The sequence below is a fragment of the Polyangium sp. y55x31 genome, from assembly GCF_029946505.1.
Taxonomy (GTDB): Bacteria; Myxococcota_A; Polyangia; order Polyangiales; family Polyangiaceae; genus Polyangium.
In genome coordinates this window covers 19,279-40,261 of record NZ_JARZHG010000009.1, presented here as the reverse complement: position 1 = coordinate 40,261, position 20,983 = coordinate 19,279, and the positions used below count along the sequence as shown (strand labels likewise).

Genomic DNA, 20,983 nt, shown 5'->3' with positions numbered 1-20,983 from the left:
GGGGCCCTCCCCGGCCGTTCACGGGTTCCGGACGCAACGAAAGCCGAGCCCGGGGACCTCGTAGGTGTGAATGGCGGCGCCGCGGAAGGCCGTCTGGATGCCGAGGTTCGAGCGATTCCAGCCGCCCCCGCGCACGACGTGCACGAGGACGCCGGGCTTTTGCACATGGGGATCCGTGACCGGGTCCGCGCCATATTTGGCGTAGGTGTCGTCGCACCATTCCCAGACGTTGCCCGCGAGGTCGTGGAGGGTGCCCGTGGGCCAGGCGCGGTCGCCCTTCGGATGCGAACGCACGGGCGAGGTGCCGCCGCCGTGGCAGCCGGAGTCGCCGCCGGGCGAGACGAGGACGCCGATCGTGAAATCGGCGTGCTCGCAGGTGGGTTCGTCATTGCCCCAGGGCCATTTGCGTCCGTCGCCGCCGGTCGCCGCCCATTCCCATTGCGCTTCGGTGGGGAGGTCCTTTCCTTGGGCCTTGCAATACTTCTTGGCTTTGTCCCAGGAGACTTCGTTGGCGGGGTGATCGGGGCGGCGGGGATAGTTCGCCCAGACTTCGAGGGTCTTCGGCGGGTCGCAGGCCTTCGCGTCGACGCATTGTTTCATGGCGGCGACGGTGACCTCGGTCTCGTCCATGCAAAACGGGCGGGTGAGGACGACGCGGTGGGGGCGATCGGAGTCGGGCTGGTGTCCCTTGCGGAGGCGGCGCGCGCCGCCGTTCAAGGTAAAACCTTTGCCCATGACGAACCCATCGGGGCCGGTTTTCGGGATGTAAACCTCGCCCGCAGGGCAATGCGGGACGCACGCGCCCGTGGCCTCGTCGCAGCGCTCGATGGAGGCGCAGGCGACGGCGGCGCAGCGGGAAGGTTCGGGCGGAGGCGCAGCCGAGGGGAGGGGAGCGGGCGCAGGCGGCGCAGCAGCCGCAGACGCAGGCGGGGTGGGCGCAGGCGAGGCGTCCGGGGAGGAGCAGGCGGCGGCCCCGAAGAGGAGGGCCGCCGCGGAGGGGAAGAGGCGCGAGGGCAAGCGCGGGCGGGAGGGATCAGTCGAGGCCGAGGCGCGCGCGGGCGTCGGCGTAGGCGTCGCTCACCGAGAAGACGATGAGCTCGCGGGCCTCGGCGTTGCGGCCGATCCAGGTGAGGCGCTCCTTGCCCGAGGCCGGAGGCTGGTTCGTGTGGCCGCCGGCCCAGGCAATGCCCGTGAGCGCGATGTTGGGATCGCCGACCGCGAGCAAGCCCGCGCGCGCACCCCAGCCGTTCACCGCAGTGTTGAGGGTCGAGGCGCGGTTGCCGATGTTGGCGATGACGTCGGTCGCGAGCGTGCGCACCTGCGGATCGAGGCTCGCCGGCAGCGCCTTGGCGACGCGCGTCGAAGCATCGTTGAGCTTGGCCGGGTCGACACCTTGCGGGGCAAACCCGGGGCTCAGCGCCTTGAGGTACGCGGCGAGCAGCGGCCAGAGGTCGATCGGCGCAGTGCGCGCGAAGGCCGTGGCGTTCGCCTGGACGACCTTGAGCGCGCGGTGAACGAGGAACGTGCGAACGGCCTCGTTCGTCGCAGAAACGAGCGGCGCGCCGAGCACGATCGTCGGGGGATGCGCGCTCGCCGCGATGCAGACCGAGCCGAGCGTCGACGACTGGAGCACCTTCAGATCCTCGATCCCGTAGGCGTGGGCGAGGGCCTTGATCTCCTCGGCGAGGTGCGCCTGCGGCGGCGGGAAGGGCGTCGCGCGGACCGACGTGACGTCGAACGGCACGGCGGTGTCGAGCATCGGCCCCGTGCGCTGCAGGAGGTCGCGGAACGCAGGCGTCATCACGTCGGGCGCGAGGAGCTCGTCGAGCGCGAGGTCGCCGGCCGCGGCGCCCGCACCCGGGAGATCGACCGCGCCGCCGTCGAGGGCCGACACGCTGCCACGCGCGATGCGCGCGACCTCGGGCCGACCGCGCAGATCGGCGACGGTGGCGACGGTGCTGAAGAGGTACGGCTCGAAGCGGCCGGTGCCGAGCGCGCGGCGCGCGTCGGCGACGGCACGATCGAGCAGGACGTTCGCAGCCTGCGCCTGATCGGTGCGCTGGTAGAAGCTCGCGAGCGCGCCGAGCGCGACGTCGTCCTTGGGCCAGGTCTTGCGCGCCTGGAGCAAGGTCTGCTCGGCCTTCTTGAGGTCGCCCATCGCCTCGTAGATCTCGGCGAGCTGCGTCGTGCGACGGCACTTCGCCTCGGGCTCCTCGACGTTGTTGATGAGGATCGTCTGCTGCTCGAGGGCCTTCGCCGTGTCGCCGAGATTCTTGTAGAGGTCGACGAGGCGCTCACGCGCAGCCTCGTTGTTCGCGAAACGCTTCAAGACCTCCTGGTAGGAGAGCTCGGCGCGCTCGGCGTTCGGCAACGGGCCGTTGTAGAGGTCGCCGAGGCGCATGTAGAGCTCGGCCTGGCGCTCGGGCTCCGCGACGAGGCGCGCGAGCCGGATCCAGGCCTGCTCCGCGCCGCCCCAGTCGTCTTCCTTCGCGCAGACGTCGGCGAACGTCGTCAGAGCCTCGACGTGGTCGGGGTTCTGATCGAGCGCCGCCGCGAGGGCCTGCTTCGCCGCCGCCGCATCGCCGACGTCGGCGAGCGCGCGGCCACGCAGGACCTCCATCTCGACACGCTCGGCCGGATCGGTGACGGCGTCGAGGCGACGTTCGAGGAGCGCAGCGAGCTCGGCCCGCGCGCCGCTCGCGACGTAGATCGCCTGCAAGCGCTGGAAGACGTCGAGGTACGAGGGATCGACCGCGAAGACGCTCTCGAAGGCGCTGCGCGCGCGCTCGGTCTCGCTCGTCTTGTCGGCCCAGAGGACCGCGGCGAGGTAGAGGTTGCGCACGCGCTCCTCGGCCGTCGCGCTGGTCTGCGCGGCAGCTTCGAGCGCGGTCGCGGCCCCGACGAAGTCGCCGCTCTGTTCGAGGGCGCGGGCACGTTCGAGGTGCACCACGAGGTGACCAGGCACGAGCTCGATCGCCTTTTCGAGCAGCTCGCGGGCCTTCTCGGGTTGCCCCGCGCGCGTCGCGGACTCGGCGGCGCGCAGCGAGAGCGTCGCGATCTCGGAGGCGCGCTCGGTGCGGTTCGCGAGCTCGAGGTCGGCTTCGAGCGCCGTCGCCTCGTCGCCGCGCGCGCGGGCGTGCGCCGCCATCTGGCGGAGCGCCCAGAGCCCACGAGGCTCGTTGCGGTAGGCGATCTCGACCGGCTCGCGCGCCTCGTCCCAGCCGTGGATGCGGAGGCGAAGGCGCGCGGAGAGGTGCGCGTGCGCGATGGCCTCGGGGCCTTCGAGCGTCCTCGCGAGCGTGAAGACGACCGGTTCGAGCTCCTCGTCGCGGCCGCCCGCGATGAGGGCGCTCGCGACGCGGCGGAGCGTCGGCAGGTGCGCCTCCGTCTCTTCGAGGATCGTGCGGCGCCAGAGCAGGCCGCTCGCCGCGTCGCCGCGGCCGATCTCGTCGAGCTCGGCGAGGCGCTCGTACGCTTGGAGCCGCTCGACGGAGTCCTCCGTCGCGCGGGCGTACTGCAAGAGGCCGTCGACGAGATCACTCGTGCCGTGGCCCGCGAGCGCGGCGCGGTACGCGCAGAGCGGCGCGAGGAGCGTCTCGCCCGCAGCGATGGCTTGCCGCGCGAGGGCCGCGGCCTTCTCGAGGTCGCCGTCGCGCTCGTACTCGAGCGCGGCTTCGAGCGAGAAGCGCGCGGCGTCGGAGCCCGCAGAGGCCGCCGCACGCTCGGCGCGCCAGGCCGCGCGATCCGCGGGGCGCTCCGGCGAGAGGCGCTCGTAGAGCTCTCGCAGGCCGATGTCGTCCGGTCGCGCCGTGAGCGCCTGCGCGAGCAGGCCTGCCGCGTGCGCGGCGCCTTCCGGCGTGATGAGCGCTTCGCGCACGAAGTCGCGGGCCTGCTCGATCGGATCCTCGCTCGCCTGGCGGCGGAGGTGGAGCCACTCGATGAGGCCGTCGCGATCACCCACGCCGCGCGCCGTGCGCTCGCCGAGGTGCACGGAGAGCGGGAGGCGCGCGTCGATCTCGGCCGCGCCGCGGAGGAGTTTGTCGCGCTCGTCGTCGATCGAGGTGTCGGGGACCTCGACCTCGAGCAAGCGGATCGCCGCCTCCGTGAGCAAGAGCGCGGCGCGCGTGCCCGGCTCGATCGACTGCGCGAGGCCGGCGAGGACGCTCGACGCGGTGGTGGCGTCGGCGCCCGTCGCGCGAGCGCGCGTGGCGCCTTCGTGGGCCGGATCGGCCTGGCGCGCGCGATCGTACCCCTCGGCCGCGAGCTCCGCGTCGCCCGCGAGCTCGGCGAGGAGCGCGCCCGCGAGCGCGCTGTCGCGATCCCCGTCCTCGGCGCCGCGCCACGCGGCGACGGCGCGAGCGACGCTCGCGCCGGCCTTCGACTCGAGGTCGAGCTCCAGCTTGAGCGCGCGGCCCGTGCCGCCATCGGCGGCGTGTTCGGTGTAGCCGAGGATCGCCGCGGCGAGCGCGTCGTTCTCGCCGAGGGGCTTGCCGTCGGTGCGCGCGTCGGCGAGGGCGCGGCCGAGCGCCGCGGAAGCACGCGCGCTCGGGCTGCCCGTGCCGACGACGCTGCTCGAAGCCGTGTCGGCCTCGCGGGAGGCCGCGCTCGCCGCAGCGAGCAGCGGCGCGAGCTCGTCGTCGCCCGCGGCCGCGTCGACGGCCTGCTCGAAGAGCTCACGCGAGCCTCCGATGAGCGCCGTCAACGACAGGCGATCGGCAGCCGAGAACGCGATCGTGTCGCTGCCCTCGACGGCCGCGCGCGCCGCGGCGGCGTCGCCGAGCTCGATCGCGCGGGCCGCGAGGGCGCGCCGTGCGTCGGCGTCGTGCGTGCCGTCGAGCGCGCCGCGCAGGGCCTCGATCGAGCCCGGCCGCGTGTCCTTGCTCGCGGCCGCGAGCATGCCCGCGAGCCAGCCCGCGCCGCCCTTGAGGGAGGCGGTGCTGCGCAGGCGGCCGAGGCTCGACACCGCGAGGGACACGTCGCCCGCTTCGAGCGCCGCGCGCGCACGGAGGAGCGCGTCGTACGCGGAGACGACACCGCGGAGGCCACGCGGCACCACGCCGCGATGGATCGCGACCTGGGTGAACGCGTCGCGCAGCGCCGAAAGCTCGCTCGTCTCGGGCGCGCGCACCTTCGTGAAGGCGTCGCCTTCGCCGCCGAGCGCCTCGCAGAAGCGCTGCACGTGCGGGCGCGGATCCGTGGGCAGCGCGCGCTGCGCGAGGTCCATGCGTTTCTGCGCGCCTTCCTCGTCCTCCTGGCGGATGCGCAGGACCTCGGCGCCGAGCACGGCTGCGTGGGCGCGCGCGGCCGGCGTCGGCGCGATGCGCGCCTCGGTGTCGAGCACCTCGATCGTGCCTTGCCAGTCCTGATCACGCGCGAGCAAGCCGCGGATCTGGCGATGCGCGAGCGGAGAGCTCGGCGCGAGATCGCGCGCCTCTGCCGCGATCGCGCGCGCCGTCTGCTCCTCGCCCGCCATCGCGTAGATCTCGGACACGGCCACGAGCGCTCTCGCGCGCGCAGCCTTGTCCTCCATCGCCTCCGCTTCCGCGCGGAGCCATGCGGCCCGCTCGGCCCACGCGTCACGCTGCTGCGTGCGCACGAGGTGCGCGCTCGCGTCCTGCTCGTCGTCGAACTTCGGCGCTCCCGCGACGGGCGCGCGCTCGCGACGCGACGGCGCGGCCGGGACGTCGTCCTCGGGCTCGACTTCCAGCTCTTCCACGGCCGCGGCGACTGGCGTCTCGACGACGGCAGGCCCTGCGGGCGTCACCGCGTCGTGGGCGCTCGTGTCCGCGGCCGGCGGCGTCTTCGTCTCGTCGACGAGGGCCTCCACGAGCCCGTCATCCTCGGGCCTCGTGGGCATCTCGTGCCGCACGTCCTCCTTCATGCGCGCGGTCACCTCGCCGATCTCGGGCTCGCTGCGGGAGTTGCGCAGCGACGCCATCAGCTCGTCGGGCACGTGCGCCATGATGGTCGCAGCGTCGTCGTCGTCGTCTTCGATCGCGTCCTCTGCGAGGTCGATCTCGTCTTGGGGCTCGCTCACGGGACCTTGATCCTTTGCTCCAGAGTCGTGGCTCACCGGACACCCATGCCGAGCTTCTTGCGCAGCTCGAGGTAGCTGGGGGAAAGCACGAACGAGAGAAGGCGGCGCGAGCGCTCGCTCTCGGTGACCACCGAGCCGAGCTGATCTCGCGGCACGCTCAGGATGTCGCTCAGTACGATCGAGACGTCGCCGGCGGCGATCACCGACATGCGATCCAGGCTGCGACGCGCCGCGTTCGTCCACGCGCGCGCGTCCTGCTTGCTCGAAACGACCTTCTGGCAAACCTCGCCGATGCTCTTGCGGATCTTGCGCGAGATCTCCTTGTGCACCGCGCGCTGGATCTCGCCGTAGACCGCGTAGCCGGGGTTCGCGACCTTGATGTCGACCTCGTTGCACGCCGCGATGACCACGGACGCGACCGTGGCCTCGTCGCGCGTGCGGAGCGAGGTGATCCCGCGCCGCAGGGCGAAGACCGTGCGCGCGATGGCCGAGCGCGCCGCCGCGTCGAGCGGCGTCGTGATCCCGGACCCGACGACGATCGCGGGCACCTCGCCGGCGACGCCGTGCACGCCCTTCGGCTCGGGGCCGCCCACGTAGAGCTCGAAGTCGCCCTCGAAGCCCACCGCGCCCATCCACTCGGCGACCGCTACGCGCAGCGGGTGGCCGCCGCGCGAGTCGATGCGCTCCTTCTTGCCGACGTTCAGCGAGCCGAGCGTCGGGCCGAGCGCGAGCGTCACCGTCTCGGCCATGAGCACGAAGAGCTCCGCGATCGGGCCGTTGTCCTCCGGATCGGCGATCTCGGCCATGGCCTTCGCGTCGAGCACGATCTGCGGCCGCGTCGCGACGCGACCGTCGATCCGTTTGAGCTCCGTCGAGATCGCGTCGTCGTCGCGACCGAGCGAGACGAGGCAGCCGAGCGTCGCCTGCCGGAGCGCCGCGTCCTGCCCTGCCTGCGCGATCTTCGCGAGCCGCTCGACGCGGTCGGCGTCGCACGGATCCTCGGAGAGCTTCTGCACGAGCACGCTCTTCGCGCGCCCGAGCAAGCGCTGCCGGAGCGCCGCGTCGTAGCTCGTGGTCAGCACGAGATCGAGCGCCTCGCCGTCGTCCGGCGACTCGTCGAGCAGCTTCACGACCGAGCTCTCGGCCTTGAGCGGATCGTTCAGCTTGTCGCGCCAGATGGCCATCGCGAGCCGCGCGGCCTCCATGCGACCCTCGCGCTTGTCACGCTCCTGCATGAGCTGCTCGAGGATCCCCGTCGCGCGCGACCACGCGCCCGTCTTCGCCGCGACGCGCGCGAGGCGCTCGCGCACGGGCGGCGTGGACAGGCCGGCCTCGTGGAGACCCACGAGCACCTTGAGCGCCTTCTCCGGGGCGTTCAGCTTGTTCTCGTAGATGTCCACCGCCGCGACGCCGGACATCAGCCGCTGCTGCGCCGGCGCCTCGCCGATGCCCGAGAGCCGGCCGAGGAGGTCCGCCGCCTCGGCGAACTTGCCCATCGTGATCGAGATCTCGCCGGCGAGCGCGAGCGCGCCGACGTGATCGGGCTCGAGCATCGTGACGTTCTCGAGCGCCGAGAGCGCGCCCTCGCGATCACCCTTCTTGCGGAGCACGCGCGCGCGCTCCCAGAAGAGCTTGCCGATCTCCGCCTCGTCGTCGGCCACGTCGAGGCGGCGCCCGATGATGTCGAGCAGCTTGTCGTCCTCGTTGCGCGAACGTACGCGGCGGAAGAGTTTGTCGAAGGCGACCGACCGGCTCGGATCCCGATCGAACGCCCGCGCGAACGCGATCTCCGCGTCGTCGTGCGCGTCGGTGTGATCGAGCAGGATGATGCCCGCGGACTCCCAGAACGCCGCGCCGCGCGCGTCGTCCTTGCTGAGGGCGCCGAGCTGCGCGAGCGCGAGCGCCGTGGAGACGTGGTCGCCGAGCGCCTCACTCGCCGCGCGCACGCCCTCCCACGACACGATGTCGTCCTGGCGACGCTCGACGGCCGCGCGGAAGGTGGCGAGCGCCGCCTCCACGTTGCCCGCCGCGAGCTCCGACCAGCCGGAGAGCGCCGACGCGTCGCTGCCCGCCTCCTCGCCGAGCGCCCCGCCCACGTTCTGCAGGGCGAAGGCGCGGCGGCGCGGATCGCAGCCGGGCATCGCGAGCTCCAGGTTCGCGAGGCGCGTCGCATCCGACGTCCCCGCGAGCAAGGGCTGCGGCGTGCTCGGCTGATCCAGCATCGCCACGAGCGCGGCCGACGCATCCATCGCCGACCACGGCTCGTCGTCGAGGAACGAACCCACCGCCTGTCGCGCGGCCACCTCGGCCTCGCGATCCTTCGCGGCGAGCGCCGACCCGAGCCACTCGAGCGCGGCGTAGAGCTTCGGCTCCGCGTCCGCCCAGGCCGCCGCGCGTGTCACCGCCGCGCCCGGGTCCTGATCGACCACGCGCGCGAGCCGGTACGCCTCGGCGCGGGCGATCGCCGTCGCCTCGTCGCCCTGGTCTTCCAGACGATCGAGCGCGCGATCGATCGCCGCCCGATCACTCTGCGCGTCGGGCCACGTCAAGCGCGCGAGCCCCGCAGCGACCGTGATGTCGCCCGAGCCCTCGGCCTCGGCCGTCTCCAGCGCCGTGAGCGCCTCGGCGCGATCGCCCGCCTCGCCCTGACCCACCTCCAGGCCGAAGCGCTCGATCGCGATGCTCGCCGGATCCGCGCCCGCCTCCGCCGCCGTGAGCAGCGCGCGGCGACGACCGTCGAGGCTGTCGGGATCAGCCCCGCGCAGCGCCCACGCGAGCAGCGCCGCAGCCGCCTTCGACGCGCTGCCGCGCGCCTGCTCGATGAGCTCGATCGTCTTCTGCCGATCGCCGATCCGCCACGTGAGAAGCGCAGCTTCCAGGTAGAGCGCGGCGCCGAGGTCGATGTCCTCGGTCGCCGTCGCGCACGCCGACAGGATGTTCGACGCGGCCGCGAGGTCCCCTGCGCGACGCTCGAGGTCCGCGAGGAAGAGCGCCACCACCTCGTCCGACGGCTGCGCCTCGTGCAGCTCGCGCAGCCGCGCGCGCGCCGCATCGAGGTTGCCCGCGCGCGTGCTGCGCAGCGCAGCGACCACCCAGAGGCCACGCGCGAGGCTCGGGTCCGTCTCGACCTTCGCGAGCTCCTCGATCGTCGCCGCGATCGGGCGGAACGTGATCACCTCGCCGTCCGCCGGCTTCTTCGCGCCGAGCGCATACGCCGCGAGCACGCGGCCGAGCCACGTCGAAGCGTCGCCTTCGAGCGTCGCGAGCTTCGCGAACGCCTCGGCCGCGCCATCCGCGTCGCCCCGGAGCGCGCGGCTCCGGCCGAGCTCGAACCAGAGGCTCGCCTCTTCGCCCGGCTCCGCGCCGCTGCCCACGAGCTCCGCCGTCACCTGCTCGTACCACGCCGCGTCGCCGCGGACGGAGGCGAGGGTGCGGGCGATCCGCGCGAGGAGCGGCGCCGGCGTGCCGAGCGCCGCGGCCCGGCCGAGCGCCGCCTTCGCGGCGTCCGACTCACCGGCCTGGCAAGCCCACACGTAGGCCGCGATGATCTCCGCGCGCGCCCTCGCCTCGTTCGTCGGGCACGACGCGCCGGAGGCTTCGAGCGATCGCGCGAGCGCCGCCGGATCCTGCGCGTCGCTCAGCAGATCGAGCTCGAGCGCACGCGCCATGATCGACGCCGGGTCCGCTTCGAGCGCGCTGCGCAGCGCGGCGAGCGCGCCGTCCCGATCGTTGTCGAGCATCGCCGCCTCGGCGATGCGCAGCCAGAGCGCCGCCGCAGCCGGGCCCGGCGTGCCGCGCGCAAGCTCGGCCCGCGCGAGATCGGCCGCGCCCTTCGCGTCGCCGTTCGTCTCCAGCGAGGCGAGCCGCGACCGCGCGATGAGCGACGATTGCGGGAGCTGCTCGGCAGCCCGCGCGAGGAGCTTCACCCAGCCTTCTTGATCACCCGCGCGCCGCTTCAGCTCTGCCGCGCGCAGCCACGCGTCGGCCGCGTACTCGGGGCGCCGCGCGTAGCGAGGCACGCCGCTCGCGTCGCCGCGCTCTGCGTCCTCGAGGGCGTCCTCGATGAGCTGCGCTTGACCTTCGAGGGCCCGCGCGAGCGCCGTCGTGTTGTCCTCCCGCGCCGCGATCGCTTCGAGCGTCACCTGCGACCGGAAACGGCCCTGACCATCCAGCGCGGCGGCGGCGTCGATCAGATCGTACGCGCGCTGCGTGTCGCCAGCCTTGGCCGACAGCTCCGCAAGCTCGATGAACAGGAACGCCTTCCACGTCGGATCGGAGGCGAGCTCGGCGCGCGCTTCGATGGCGCGCATGCGGCCAGGCAGATCACCGTCCTTCGCCGCGATGAGCTCGAGCTCGAGCCACGGCGTCGGGTCCTCGGGGCTCGCGCCGACAGCCTCTTCGAGCGCTTCTTTTGCGCCCGGAAGATTCTGCTCGTAGTCCTGCAGGAACGCAGCGCGCTCCCAGAACGCGCGAGCGCGCTCCTCCGGGGTCACGGAGGCGCGTGTCAGCGCTTCGAGCAGTTTTCCGAGGTTCTTGATGGACTTGCGTCGGGTCAAGATCCGGACGAGGGCCTCGAGCGACTCGCGGTTCTGCGGATCCGCGTTGAAGGCGGCGAGGTAGTCCCGCGCGGCGGACGGCTCCTCCCCGTGCTTCTCTTCGAGGACGCCGCACTCGTGCAGGAGCAGCGCTTGGAGCGCGTTGTCCTCCTGCGCGGCGTGCTCGGACCGTAAACGATTGAGGAAGGCCGCCGCATCCTCGGCCTGCCCCGTGGGCATGGGTGTCTCTACCGTCATTGGGCTCGACGCGCCTCCCGCGGAGACGGGTTTCTGGTCCATTGCATGCTGCGTGGGGAGACTAGCCAAACGGTGCGTCGGGAGTAAAGCGTGCTCGCGACGGATCGCGACGATCCCACACCATGCCGCGACGCGCGGCCATTCCCCCGCGGCACGCGTTCGCCACGGCCACCCCGATCGTGGGCAAGGGCCCCGCCCGCGCCCCCATGCCCCAGCTTCGCCTGCTCGCTCGCTCAGGGGTTCCACAGGGAGGCGCGGAGCGGGGCTTTGCCCCGTACCCCAGCAGGGGGCTGTCCGCCCCCTGCACCCCGGACCAGGCACGGCCTGGACCGAAGGCGGAGAAACTGCGCGATGCGCAGTTTCTCCGACGGGCCCGTGGCAAGACCGCGAGGGTTCGTCTCACGCGGCGACGGGGTGTGGCCTGTCGAGCCGCGCTGCCGTCGTGGCTGGCAGGGTCGTCGCCGGTCTTGCCACCGGCTGTTTGATGAACTGCGCACCGCGCAGTTCATCAACCCCGAGTCCAGCGCTTGCGCTGGTCCGGGTCCAGGGGTGGACAACCCCTGGTCGGGGTCCGGGGTGAAACCCCGGCGCGACGCCCTCAGGCCTTGCCGAGCATCGCGTCGAGCTTCTCGTGCAGCTTCGACTCGACCACGGGGCGCATCGCGCGCAGCAAGAGCGGCAGCTCCACCCGGATCCGTACGGCCTCTGCGGTCACGCGCACCGACCCCCGCGTCCCTTTTGCCGGACCGCTCGGTGCGTCGAGACGCAGCTCGTCGCCTTCCCAGCGCCAGCGCACCCCGCGGCGTTGTTCCAGGCGCCTCGCCAGATCCTCGGCGCGACGCCGCGCTGCGTCCTCGCTCATGCCGTGGGGCCTCTGGATGTCGATCTGCGCCATCGCGTCCGTCCCCTTCGCTTCGTGCCTACTCGATACGCTGCACGATCCAGTAGCCGCGCGGCGTGTCGACGACCTCGCTCACCGCGCCCTTGGCCAGGCTGAAGAGAACATACTCCGGCGCAGGCTCCAAAATTCCGCGCGGCAGTCGCCCCGCGTTCTCCATCGAGCCCTTGTCGCCCTTCGCCACCGCCGCCTTGAAGTCCGTCTTCGCCTCCTCGGCGAGCTGCTTCGCCAGCGTCAGCGCCTCCTCGCGGGGCCGCGCGTTCGGCAGAGCGCCCTGCGCGCCCTTGTACTGCACGAGGATCACCCCGAACACGACCGACTTCGGCGCCTCGCCCGCGAGTGGCGGCGGCGCCTCGCCCGTGAGGAGCAACGTCCCGCCCGCGTCGACCGGACCTCCGGGCTCCGGTTCACTGCCGGGCTCGCCGCTCGCGCCTGCGTCCGAGGGCTCCGCGCCTGCGTCCGCCGTCGTCGCTGCGCCTGCGTCGCTCGGCGTGCCTGCGTCTGCTGCCGCCGTCTCCGTGGACGAACTTCCGCTGCGACCGCGCGGAACGACGACGAGCGCGATGGCCCCGAGGACCAACGCAGCGAAGAGGAAGGCGGTCGCTTTCTGCATGGGGCGAGCGCGTTAGCACATTTCCCCGGCCCAGCGGAAGCGAGAGGACGAATCCGCGCTGCTCGGCTGCCTGCTCGGCCCGCGTTCGCCGCCCCCCTCGTGTCGCAAAAGAGCCGCGAAGCCTCAAACCCTGGTAGAAGTGAGCAACGCGGAACGATCGCGCGCCCCAGGGCCCCTCGAAGGCATGAGCATGGTCAAGGTCGAGTGCGACTCCTGTAGGTCGCCGTACCAGGTGGAGGAACGACGGATCCCGGCGACGGGGCTCAAGATGCGCTGCTCGAAGTGCGGCACGAGCCTCTTGGTCCGCAAACCTGCGGAGCCGGCGGAGGCCGAGGAGATCGATCTCCCCTCGCCGGTCGCGCCGCGCGCGAAAGGTGGCACCGAGCCGCTCCTGCCGCGCCCTGCGCTGGGCAAAGCGCCGGCCGCTCCGGTCGCGCCGAAGCCGCCCGTGCTCCCTGCGAAGCCCAAGCCTGCTGCGCCCGCGCCCGCCCCGAAGCCCGCTGCGCCCGCGCCGAAGCCCGCGGAAGCCACGGAGCTCGATCTGTGGGGCGGTGATGACGATCCGGGGTTCGGCGAGATCGATCTTCCTTCGCCCGCGAAGGCGACGGTGCGGCAGATGCCGGCCGCCTTGCCCGCGGCCGAAGAGGAAGAGCTCGTCGACCTGCCCATGCCCGCGAAGCCGACCGTGCGGCAGATGGCCGCGGTCGTGAACGAATTCCCCCTCGATGATGAAGAGGAGGAGGACGCGGCGCTCGCGGCGATCGAGCTGCCCCCCGGCGTACCCTCGAACAAGCCGACGGTCCGGCAGATGGCGACCCCGGTGACGGCCTCGCTCGAAGTCGATCTACCGTCGCCGTCGCCGTCGCCCACGCGCGCGGCCGCGGCGAAGCCTGGTCCTCCGAAGCCGGACGACAAACCGACCGCGCCCGCGCGCCCCGCGGCGAAGGGGTTCGGCGAGATCGATCTGCCCTCGCCCGCGCGCCCCGCCGCGCCGAAGCCGCCGCCGCCGAAGCCGGAAGAGAACCTCGCCGCGCCCGCTCGTCCCGCGGCGAAGAACGCGCCCGCGCCGGAGATCGATCTGCCGAGCCCCGCGCGCCCCGCGAAGAAGAGCACGCCCGAGCTCGATTTGCCCGCCCCCGCGCGCCCCGCGCCCGCGGCCAAGGGGTTCGGCGAGATCGATCTCCCCGCGCCGGCGCGCCCCGCCGCTGCGCGCCCCGCGCCGCCTGCGGCGAAGGGGTTTGGCGAGATCGATCTCCCCGCGCCCGCGCGCGCTCCCGCGAAGAACGAGCCTGCCGATCTCCCCGCGCCGGCCGCGCCCGGCCCGCGGCACCGCTCCTCCGGCGCGATGACGGCGCTGCGCGGAAAACCGCTCAGCAGCTTCGACCTGCCCGCCGTCTCCGCCGACTCCGACCTCGGCAACTTCGGCGAGATCGATCTCCCGGCGCCCGATCTCGGCGCCTTCGGCGAGCTCGACCTGCCCGCGCCCGAAGAGCTGCCGCCGCCTGCGGGGGCCGCGTCCCGGGGCGACGCGAACCGCAAGCTCGATCCCGGCGCGACCGTCCCGGCCGCCTCGATCGCGGCCTTCGATTCGGGCGGCGACTTCGGCGAGCTCGAGTTTCCCCTCGCGAGTGAGCCGCCGCCTGCGCCTGCGGCATCTCCCGCGTCGCGGCCGCGCGCCGCCGCGTCCGCGACGGCCGGCTTCGAGCTCGACGACGCGGCCTTCGACGCCGCGTTCGCCGATCCCCCGCCGAACAAGGCCGCCGCCGCGCCCAAGCCGGCCACGCCGGCGCCGCCGGCGAGCACACGCGCTGCGGCCCCCGTCTCCAAGCCGGGCGAAGAGTTTTCCCTCGGCGAACCGGACATGGACCTCTCGACGGGCGCGCCGATCAGCACGGGCGCGGCGACCCAGCGCGCCGACGTCCCCGCGGCCGCCGCGCCCCGCGCGCCCGCGCCTCCTCCGGAGGACGACGCGGGCATCGGCGACGAGGTCGACCTCGCGCCGGGCGAGTCCGAGGGGCTCGACACGGCCCTCGCCAAACGCGACAGATCCCCGAAGAGCCTCGCGCGGCCCGCCGGTGAAAAGCGGCCCCGTGGCCGCGGCCGTGTGTACGGCATCGGCGCGGCCGTCCTTATCGCGATCGGCGGCGGCGCGCTCGCGCTCCTTCCCGACATCGGCCCGTTCGGCGCGCACGCCGTGAGTGATCTCGTGAACGCCTCCGCGCATGCCGAGGCGCTCAGCGGGCTCGAAAAGAACACGCAGGCCACGCTCGACGAGGACACCGCCGCGGCCGCCGCGCGCGCGCTCGCAGCTGCCAAGGCTGCGCAACTCTCGCGCCCGCGCCACCGCGCGACGGCCGCGTATGCCGCGTATGTCGCCTTCTCCCGAAGCGTCCGCCATGGCCGCCGCGGCGACGACGAGACCCTCGGCAAGCAGCTCCTCGGACAGACCGAGAGCCCGAGCCGCGAGCGCACCCTCGCGGTCGCCGCGCAACACGCGCTCGCGGGCCGCCTCGATCCGGCGCGCCGCATGGCCAAGGACGCGCTCGACGCCGACGCGAACGACATCGACGCCGCTGTCCTGATCGGCGAGATCGAGCTTGCCTCCGGCGCCACCGCCGACGCGCTCGTCGCGTGGAAACGCGCCGTCTCCATCCGCAAGGGCGCCCGCTCCCTCTACGGCCTCGCCCGCGCCGAGCTTGCCAAGGGCGACGCCGCTTCTGCCGAGAAGAGCGCCCGCGCCGCGCTCGAAGCTTCTCCCAAGCACGCCGGCGCGCGCACCTTGCTCGCCTCGATCCTCGGCCGCGACCCCGCCAAGGAAACCGACGCCCTCGACCTCCTCGGCAAGGTCACCGCCGAGGGCGACATCCGCGCCTCTGCCAGCGAACGCGAGCTCGTCGAGGCCTACCTCGAAACCGGCCGCATCCACCTCGCCCGCTCCCGCATCACCGCGGCTGAACAGGCCTTCGCCGCTGCGCTCAAGATCGACCCGCGCAGCGGCGCCGCGCTCATCGGCGACGGCGAGCTCTTTTATCGATCGAGCCGCTTCTCCCAGTCCCTCCTCCGTTTCGAGGAGGCCATGCGTGTCGACGAGACCAGCTTCCCGGCCCGCATCGGCGCGACGAAGACCCTCCTCGCGCTCGAACGCCTCAAGGACGCCAAGGCCCTCGCCGAAAAACTCCGCGCCGACAAACCCGACGCCGCCGCGTCCGCCTACTGGCTCGGCCGCGTCGAGGATGCGCTCGGCAACAAGAAGGAAGCCGAGGCCCTTTACCTCCAGGCCATCAAGCTCGGCGGCACGCAGACCGAGGCCGTCGAGGCCTACGTCGCGCTCGCCTCGCTCCTCTCGGCCGCCGGCCGCAATGACGAGGCGCAGGCCAAGCTCGCCGAGGCCAGCGCCAAGTTCCCCGACCTCCCGGCGCTCCACCGCGCCAAGGGCGAGGTCTTCTCGCAGGCCGGCCGTTATCCCGAGGCGCGCACCGAATTCGAGGCCGCGCTCGCCAAAGAGGACGACCTCGGCACGCGCTTCCGCCTCGGCGTCACGCTCCGCCGCATGGGCGCGTTCGAGGAATCGCAGAAGGTCTTCGACCAGATTGCGACCGTCGACAAGGAATTCCCCGGCCTCTCGCTGGAGCGCGGCCTCCTTTACGAGGAGACGGGCCAGAGCGAGCGCGCGCTCGAGATGTATGCGGCGGCGCTCGAAAAGGCGCCGACGGACATCGACCTCAAAATGCGGGTCGGCTCCGCGCAGGTCATGGCGGGCCACGCGGCGCAGGCCGAGCCGATCCTGCGCGAGGTCTTGAAAGAGCGCGCCGGCTCCGCGGACGCGAACCATTTCCTCGGCCGCGCCCTCCTCTTGAAGGGCGGCTCGTCGGCAGCGGGCGAGGCCATTCGATTCCTCGAACGGGCCACGGAGATCGACGGCAATCGCGCCGAGTATTTCCTCTATGTCGGCTGGGCGGCGAACGTCCTCGGTCAGTTCCCGAAGGCCGAGGCGGCCTTGAAGCGCGCCCTCGAGCTCGACCGCGAGCTCGCGGACGCCTACTGGCAACGCGGCGTCTTGCTCCACAAGCAGGGCCGCACGCTCGACGCCCTCGCGGACCTCGAAATTGCCTTGCAAAAGCGCCCCTCCCGGCACGAGGCGCACGCCACGATGGCGCTTTGTTATCAGGAGCTCGGCCGCTGGCCGGAGGCGCAGACGGCGTGGCAAAAGGCGATCGCGGGCAATGGCTCGGTCGCCGAGTGGCATTATCGGCTCGGCAAGATCTTCGAATCGAACGGCAACAAGCTCGCGGCCACGCCGGAGCTCGACAAGGCCGTGGAGCTGCTCTTGCAGAAGAACGGCCCCGCGGAGAGCTGGCACGCCGACGCGTATTTCCTCCACGGCGAGGCGATGCGCGCCACGGGGCAAAAGGACAAGGCCGTGAAGAGTTATCTCCGCTTCAAGGAGGTCGCGGCGATGGACAATGCGTACCGCACCGACGTGGAGCGGGCGCTCGTGTCGCTGGGGCAGGGGCAGGGTGGAGCTCCCCCTCGCCCCAACCCTTGATCGGGTTTCCTTCCTCGCGGAGCTGGACCCCAGAAAGCCCTTCTTCCATCCGCTGGCGCGTGGTAGAGGTCCCCTTCCACGATTGAGCAGTGTGTACTGCTACAGTGGATGAGGGGTTATGTCTGGACTCGTATCTTCGTGTCCGAGAAAGGGAGCCGCGTCCCGCGTCGCGGCTCGTGAGCGTATTCGGCGCGGCATCGGGGCCGCGCTCGTCGTCTGGGTCGTCGCGCTCCTCGCGTCGTGCTCCGCCCGTGATGGGGAGCTCTCGCCGCGCGAGACCACGCCTCCGGAGCCGGCAGCTCTGCGCTCGCCGGGGAAACGCACGCAGGCGTCCGCTCCGTTTGATCTCGACGGCGTCATGCGGCAGGTCCATTTCGCCTTCCGGAAGGACGGCGAACGCTGGGCGGGCGGGCATTCGACGTACGGGGTGCGCGCCTCGACCTCGGCATTCTCCGTTCGACCCGCGTCCGCCGCGGGCGAGGGGGCGGAGGCCACCTTCGAAACCGTCTCTTTGACCCGCGGCGCGGCCCGCGATCTTCGCGGCGTCGAAGGCCGCGTCGAGCAGGACGGCCACCTCGCCATCACGCGGGGCGACGTCACCGAGCACCTACGGAACGACGACGAGGGCGTCGAGCAGAGCTTCTCGTTCGATACGCAGCCGAAAGGACGCGGCGACCTCGAAATCCGCGTCCGGGTCACGGGCCAGGCGTACGCGGGCGAGACCGCGGCGGGGCACCATTTCGTCGATCCGGCGACGGGCCTCGGGCTTCGGTATGGCCTGGCGACGTGGATCGACGGGCGGGGCGAACGAACGGCGGTCCCGGTCCGGTATACGAAGGCCGAGGGCGAGCTCGTCTTGACCGTACCCGAGGCCGTCGTGGAGGGCTCCGCTTACCCTGCGGTGCTCGACCCGACGATTGGCCCCGAGTTCGGCAGTGATACGCCCATTTATTTCCAGGTGACCACGGCGCAGTCGTCCCCGCAGGTCGCCTTCGACGGGACGAATTGGCTCGTCGCCTGGATCGACGCGCGGCAGCTCAACAAGCTCAGCTCACTCACAGTCGTGGGCACGCGGGTCACACCCGCGGGCGTGATCCTGGACCCGGGGGGCTTCGAGATCGGAGCCGGGCCCGGCCCTAGCGCCAGCTCCAACAAGCTCGCGGTGACCTTCGCCAACGCCCACTACCTCGTCGCATGGGGGGCCTTCGTCGGCAGCAACGGCCTCGTGGTTGGTGCGCGGGTCTCGCCGGCCGGCGTCGTGCTGGACCCGACGCCGAAGAAGTACGGGAGCTACCCCAATCAGAACATCAACTCGCTCGACGTGGCCGCCGCCGGTACGAATCACCTCGTCGCCTGGGAAGTCGTTGGGGACGTGTACGGCGCTCTCGTCGACGCCACGGGTACGGCCATCGGGAGCCAGTTCGGCATTTCGACCCCGACTAGCACCATCCAGAGCGATGTCTCGGTTGCGTCTAATGGTACCGATTACCTGGTCGTCTGGACGGACACGCGTAACAACAGCATCGCGGATATCTACGGCGCCCGCGTGACCGGGACCGGGGCCGTACTCGAACCCAATGGCTTCGCCATCTCGCTCTCGGCCCAGAGCCAAGGGGCTCCTTCGGTCGCCTTCGACGGGACGAACTACTTCGTCGTATGGAACGACGGCAAGTGGGGAAACCCGGACATCTTCGGCGCGCGGGTCTCGCCCTCGGGGACCGTGCTGGATCCGATCGGCGTGGAGGTCTGCAAGAGCGCGGGGACGCAGTCGACGCCCTCTGTCGCGTTCGACGGCACCCAGTACGTCGTCACCTGGACCGACAATCGCACGGGTGATCAGGACATCTGGCAGGGACGGGTCTCGGTCGACGGCGTCGCGCTCGACGGGACCGGCACGCCCCTCGCGGTCGCTGCGAACCAGCAATCCGGGCCGGAGGTCGCGTGCGGCGGTGGTGCTTGTTTTGCTACATGGGAGGACCTGCGCGCGGGCGGTAGTACTCCGATCGCGTACGGCGCGCGCTTCACGGGGAGCACCGTCCACGATTCGCAAGGCTTGAGGCTCCTCTCGGCGGCCAACCAGCAGGACGCGCCTTCCATCGCCTACGACGGCACGAACTACCTCGTCGTCTGGCAGGACATGCGAGACAACGCGACCGTGGACCTCTACGCCACGCGGATCTCGCCTACCGGCGACGTGCTCGATCCCTCGGGCATCGTGATCTCGGCCGCGACCGGCGAGCAATCCTCCCCGAAGGTCGTCTGGGGCGGCACCCAGTACATGATCGTCTGGCAAGACAAGCGCTCGGGGACCTATTACGACATCTATGCGGCGCGCGTGAGCGCGGCCGGCGTCGTCGCCGATCCTGCCGGGATCCCCCTCGTCGCGGTGGCGAACCGGCACGAGCAAGCCCCGGCGATCGCATTCGACGGCACGAATTACCTCGTCGCCTGGCAAGACGGCCGTTCGACATCGGGTGTCTACGGCGCCCTGATGACGCAGGCCGGCGTCCTCCTTCAGCCGACTGGCTTTCTGATCAGCAGTGCTGCCTTGAGCGGATCGGGCCCCGGCATTGCGTTCGACGGCAACCGATACTTCGTGGTCTCGACGTACGGAACCCTGCGGGGCACGAGGATCACGACCGCGGGTGTGCTCCTCGACGCGCCGCCGGGGATCATCATCCGCCCCAATGCGACCGGCTCCCCCGCGGTGGCGTTCGATGGGCTGAACTTCACCGTCGCCTACACCAACAGCCGTGTGTTCCTGGCCCGCGTCACGGGCGCCGGCGTCGTCATCGATACCCTCGACGTCGAGCTGACTTCCAATTATCAGAGCGGCAATCCGGCCATTGCCTTCGACGGGACCGATTGCCTCGTCGTCTGGCGTGACGGGCGGCATGGCGTCAATGGAGCCATCTACGGGAGCTGGGTGACCGAAGCCGGCGACGTCCTCACCCCCGGCGGCCAGCCCTTCGCCGGCCTCGGCGCCGCGCACCACGACAAGCCCGCGCTCGCGAGCGACGGCGCCGGCCACCTGCTCCTCGCGTACATGAAGGGAGAGACCGCGCCGCCCTACGGCAGCAACCGCATCCGCGCCCGCCTCCTCACGACCTCGCAATCCCTCGGCGCCGCCTGCTCCGCGTCGACCGATTGCGCGAGCGGCTTCTGCGCGGACGGCGTCTGCTGCAACTCGAGCTGCGGCAACTCCGCACCCGATTGCCAGGCTTGCGCTGTCGCGCTCGGCGCCTCCGCCGACGGCACCTGCACGCCGCTCACGGGCGCTGTCTGCGACGACGGCAATGCCTGCACGCAAAGCGACACCTGCGACGTGGGCGCGTGCGTCGGCGCCGATCCAGTCGTCTGCACGGCCGAGGACGAATGCCACGAGGCCGGCACCTGTGATCCGGCGACGGGCACCTGCGACGACCCGACGAAGCCGGACGGCGAATCCTGCGCGGGTGGCACCTGCATGGGCGGCGTTTGCGAGAGCAGCGGCGCCGGCACGGGCGGAAGCGGCGGAAGCGGCGGAAGCGGCGGATCCAACTCCTCGGGTGCGGGCGGCGGCGAGGACCTGGTTCCGGGCGGCGGCGCCGACCAGGCCAAGGGCTCGGCCGTCAACGCCGGCTGCCAGGCCTCGGGCGGGCCCGCGTCGGGCGCTCCGATCGCCGCCTTGGTGCTCGCCGCCGGGCTCCTCGCTCGTCGACGCGTGACCTCGCGCCGCGAAGTCCCCCCTTCGCGAGGCTGATTCGAGCCTGCGCCGAACACGCCTTCATCCTCCCCGAAGCTGCCCTCCTCTACATAGGAAGAGGAGGTCCTCCTGGACGAGGACTTCCTCATCCTCCCCGCCTCCCCTCGTCATCCTCCCCCGAGGATGAAGGCATCTTCCTCCAAAGCCTCATGGGTCCTGCACGACGATGCCATCCTCATCGCAGGAGGCTCTCCTCATCCTCCCCAGAGGACGATCTCATCCTCCCCAGAGGACGATCTCATCCTCACCACCCCACCACATCACCCCCACCCGCCGTGCCCTCCTCCTTCCCAGGAGACGACTTCGTGCTCCCCCTTCACGACCTCGCCCTCTCGACCGTCGATCGCGCAC

The 20,983-nt window shown here is 72.0% G+C and carries 7 protein-coding genes; 2 read left to right on the top strand and 5 right to left on the bottom strand.

Annotated elements, in window-relative coordinates:
* Positions 1-18: 18 nt before the first annotated feature.
* The 5 genes from QHF84_RS18105 to QHF84_RS18085 form a co-directional block, all read right to left on the bottom strand.
* Complete coding sequence (locus QHF84_RS18105) at positions 19-1,017, bottom strand: formylglycine-generating enzyme family protein (protein ID WP_281314572.1); 999 nt, start codon at positions 1,015-1,017, stop codon at positions 19-21.
* A gap of 16 nt (positions 1,018-1,033) precedes the next feature.
* Positions 1,034-6,037, bottom strand: a complete 5,004-nt coding sequence (locus tag QHF84_RS18100; protein WP_281314571.1) for a tetratricopeptide repeat protein — start codon at positions 6,035-6,037, stop codon at positions 1,034-1,036.
* A gap of 32 nt (positions 6,038-6,069) precedes the next feature.
* Entirely contained in the window at positions 6,070-10,812 is a 4,743-nt protein-coding gene (locus QHF84_RS18095) for a tetratricopeptide repeat protein (protein WP_281314570.1), read from the bottom strand.
* Between the two features lie 616 nt (positions 10,813-11,428).
* Positions 11,429-11,725, bottom strand: coding sequence for a polyhydroxyalkanoic acid system family protein (locus tag QHF84_RS18090; RefSeq protein WP_281314569.1), 297 nt, complete (start codon positions 11,723-11,725; stop codon positions 11,429-11,431).
* 25 nt (positions 11,726-11,750) lie between these two features.
* Entirely contained in the window at positions 11,751-12,341 is a 591-nt protein-coding gene (locus QHF84_RS18085) for a peptidylprolyl isomerase (RefSeq protein WP_281314568.1), read from the bottom strand.
* A gap of 184 nt (positions 12,342-12,525) precedes the next feature.
* Between QHF84_RS18085 and QHF84_RS18080 the strand changes: the two genes are divergently transcribed.
* A complete protein-coding gene (locus QHF84_RS18080) occupies positions 12,526-16,887 on the top strand; it encodes a tetratricopeptide repeat protein (RefSeq protein ID WP_281314567.1) in 4,362 nt (1,453 codons plus the stop codon).
* A gap of 118 nt (positions 16,888-17,005) precedes the next feature.
* Complete coding sequence (locus QHF84_RS18075; RefSeq protein WP_281314566.1) at positions 17,006-20,629, top strand: MYXO-CTERM sorting domain-containing protein; 3,624 nt, start codon at positions 17,006-17,008, stop codon at positions 20,627-20,629.
* The last annotated feature ends 354 nt before the right edge of the window (positions 20,630-20,983 follow it).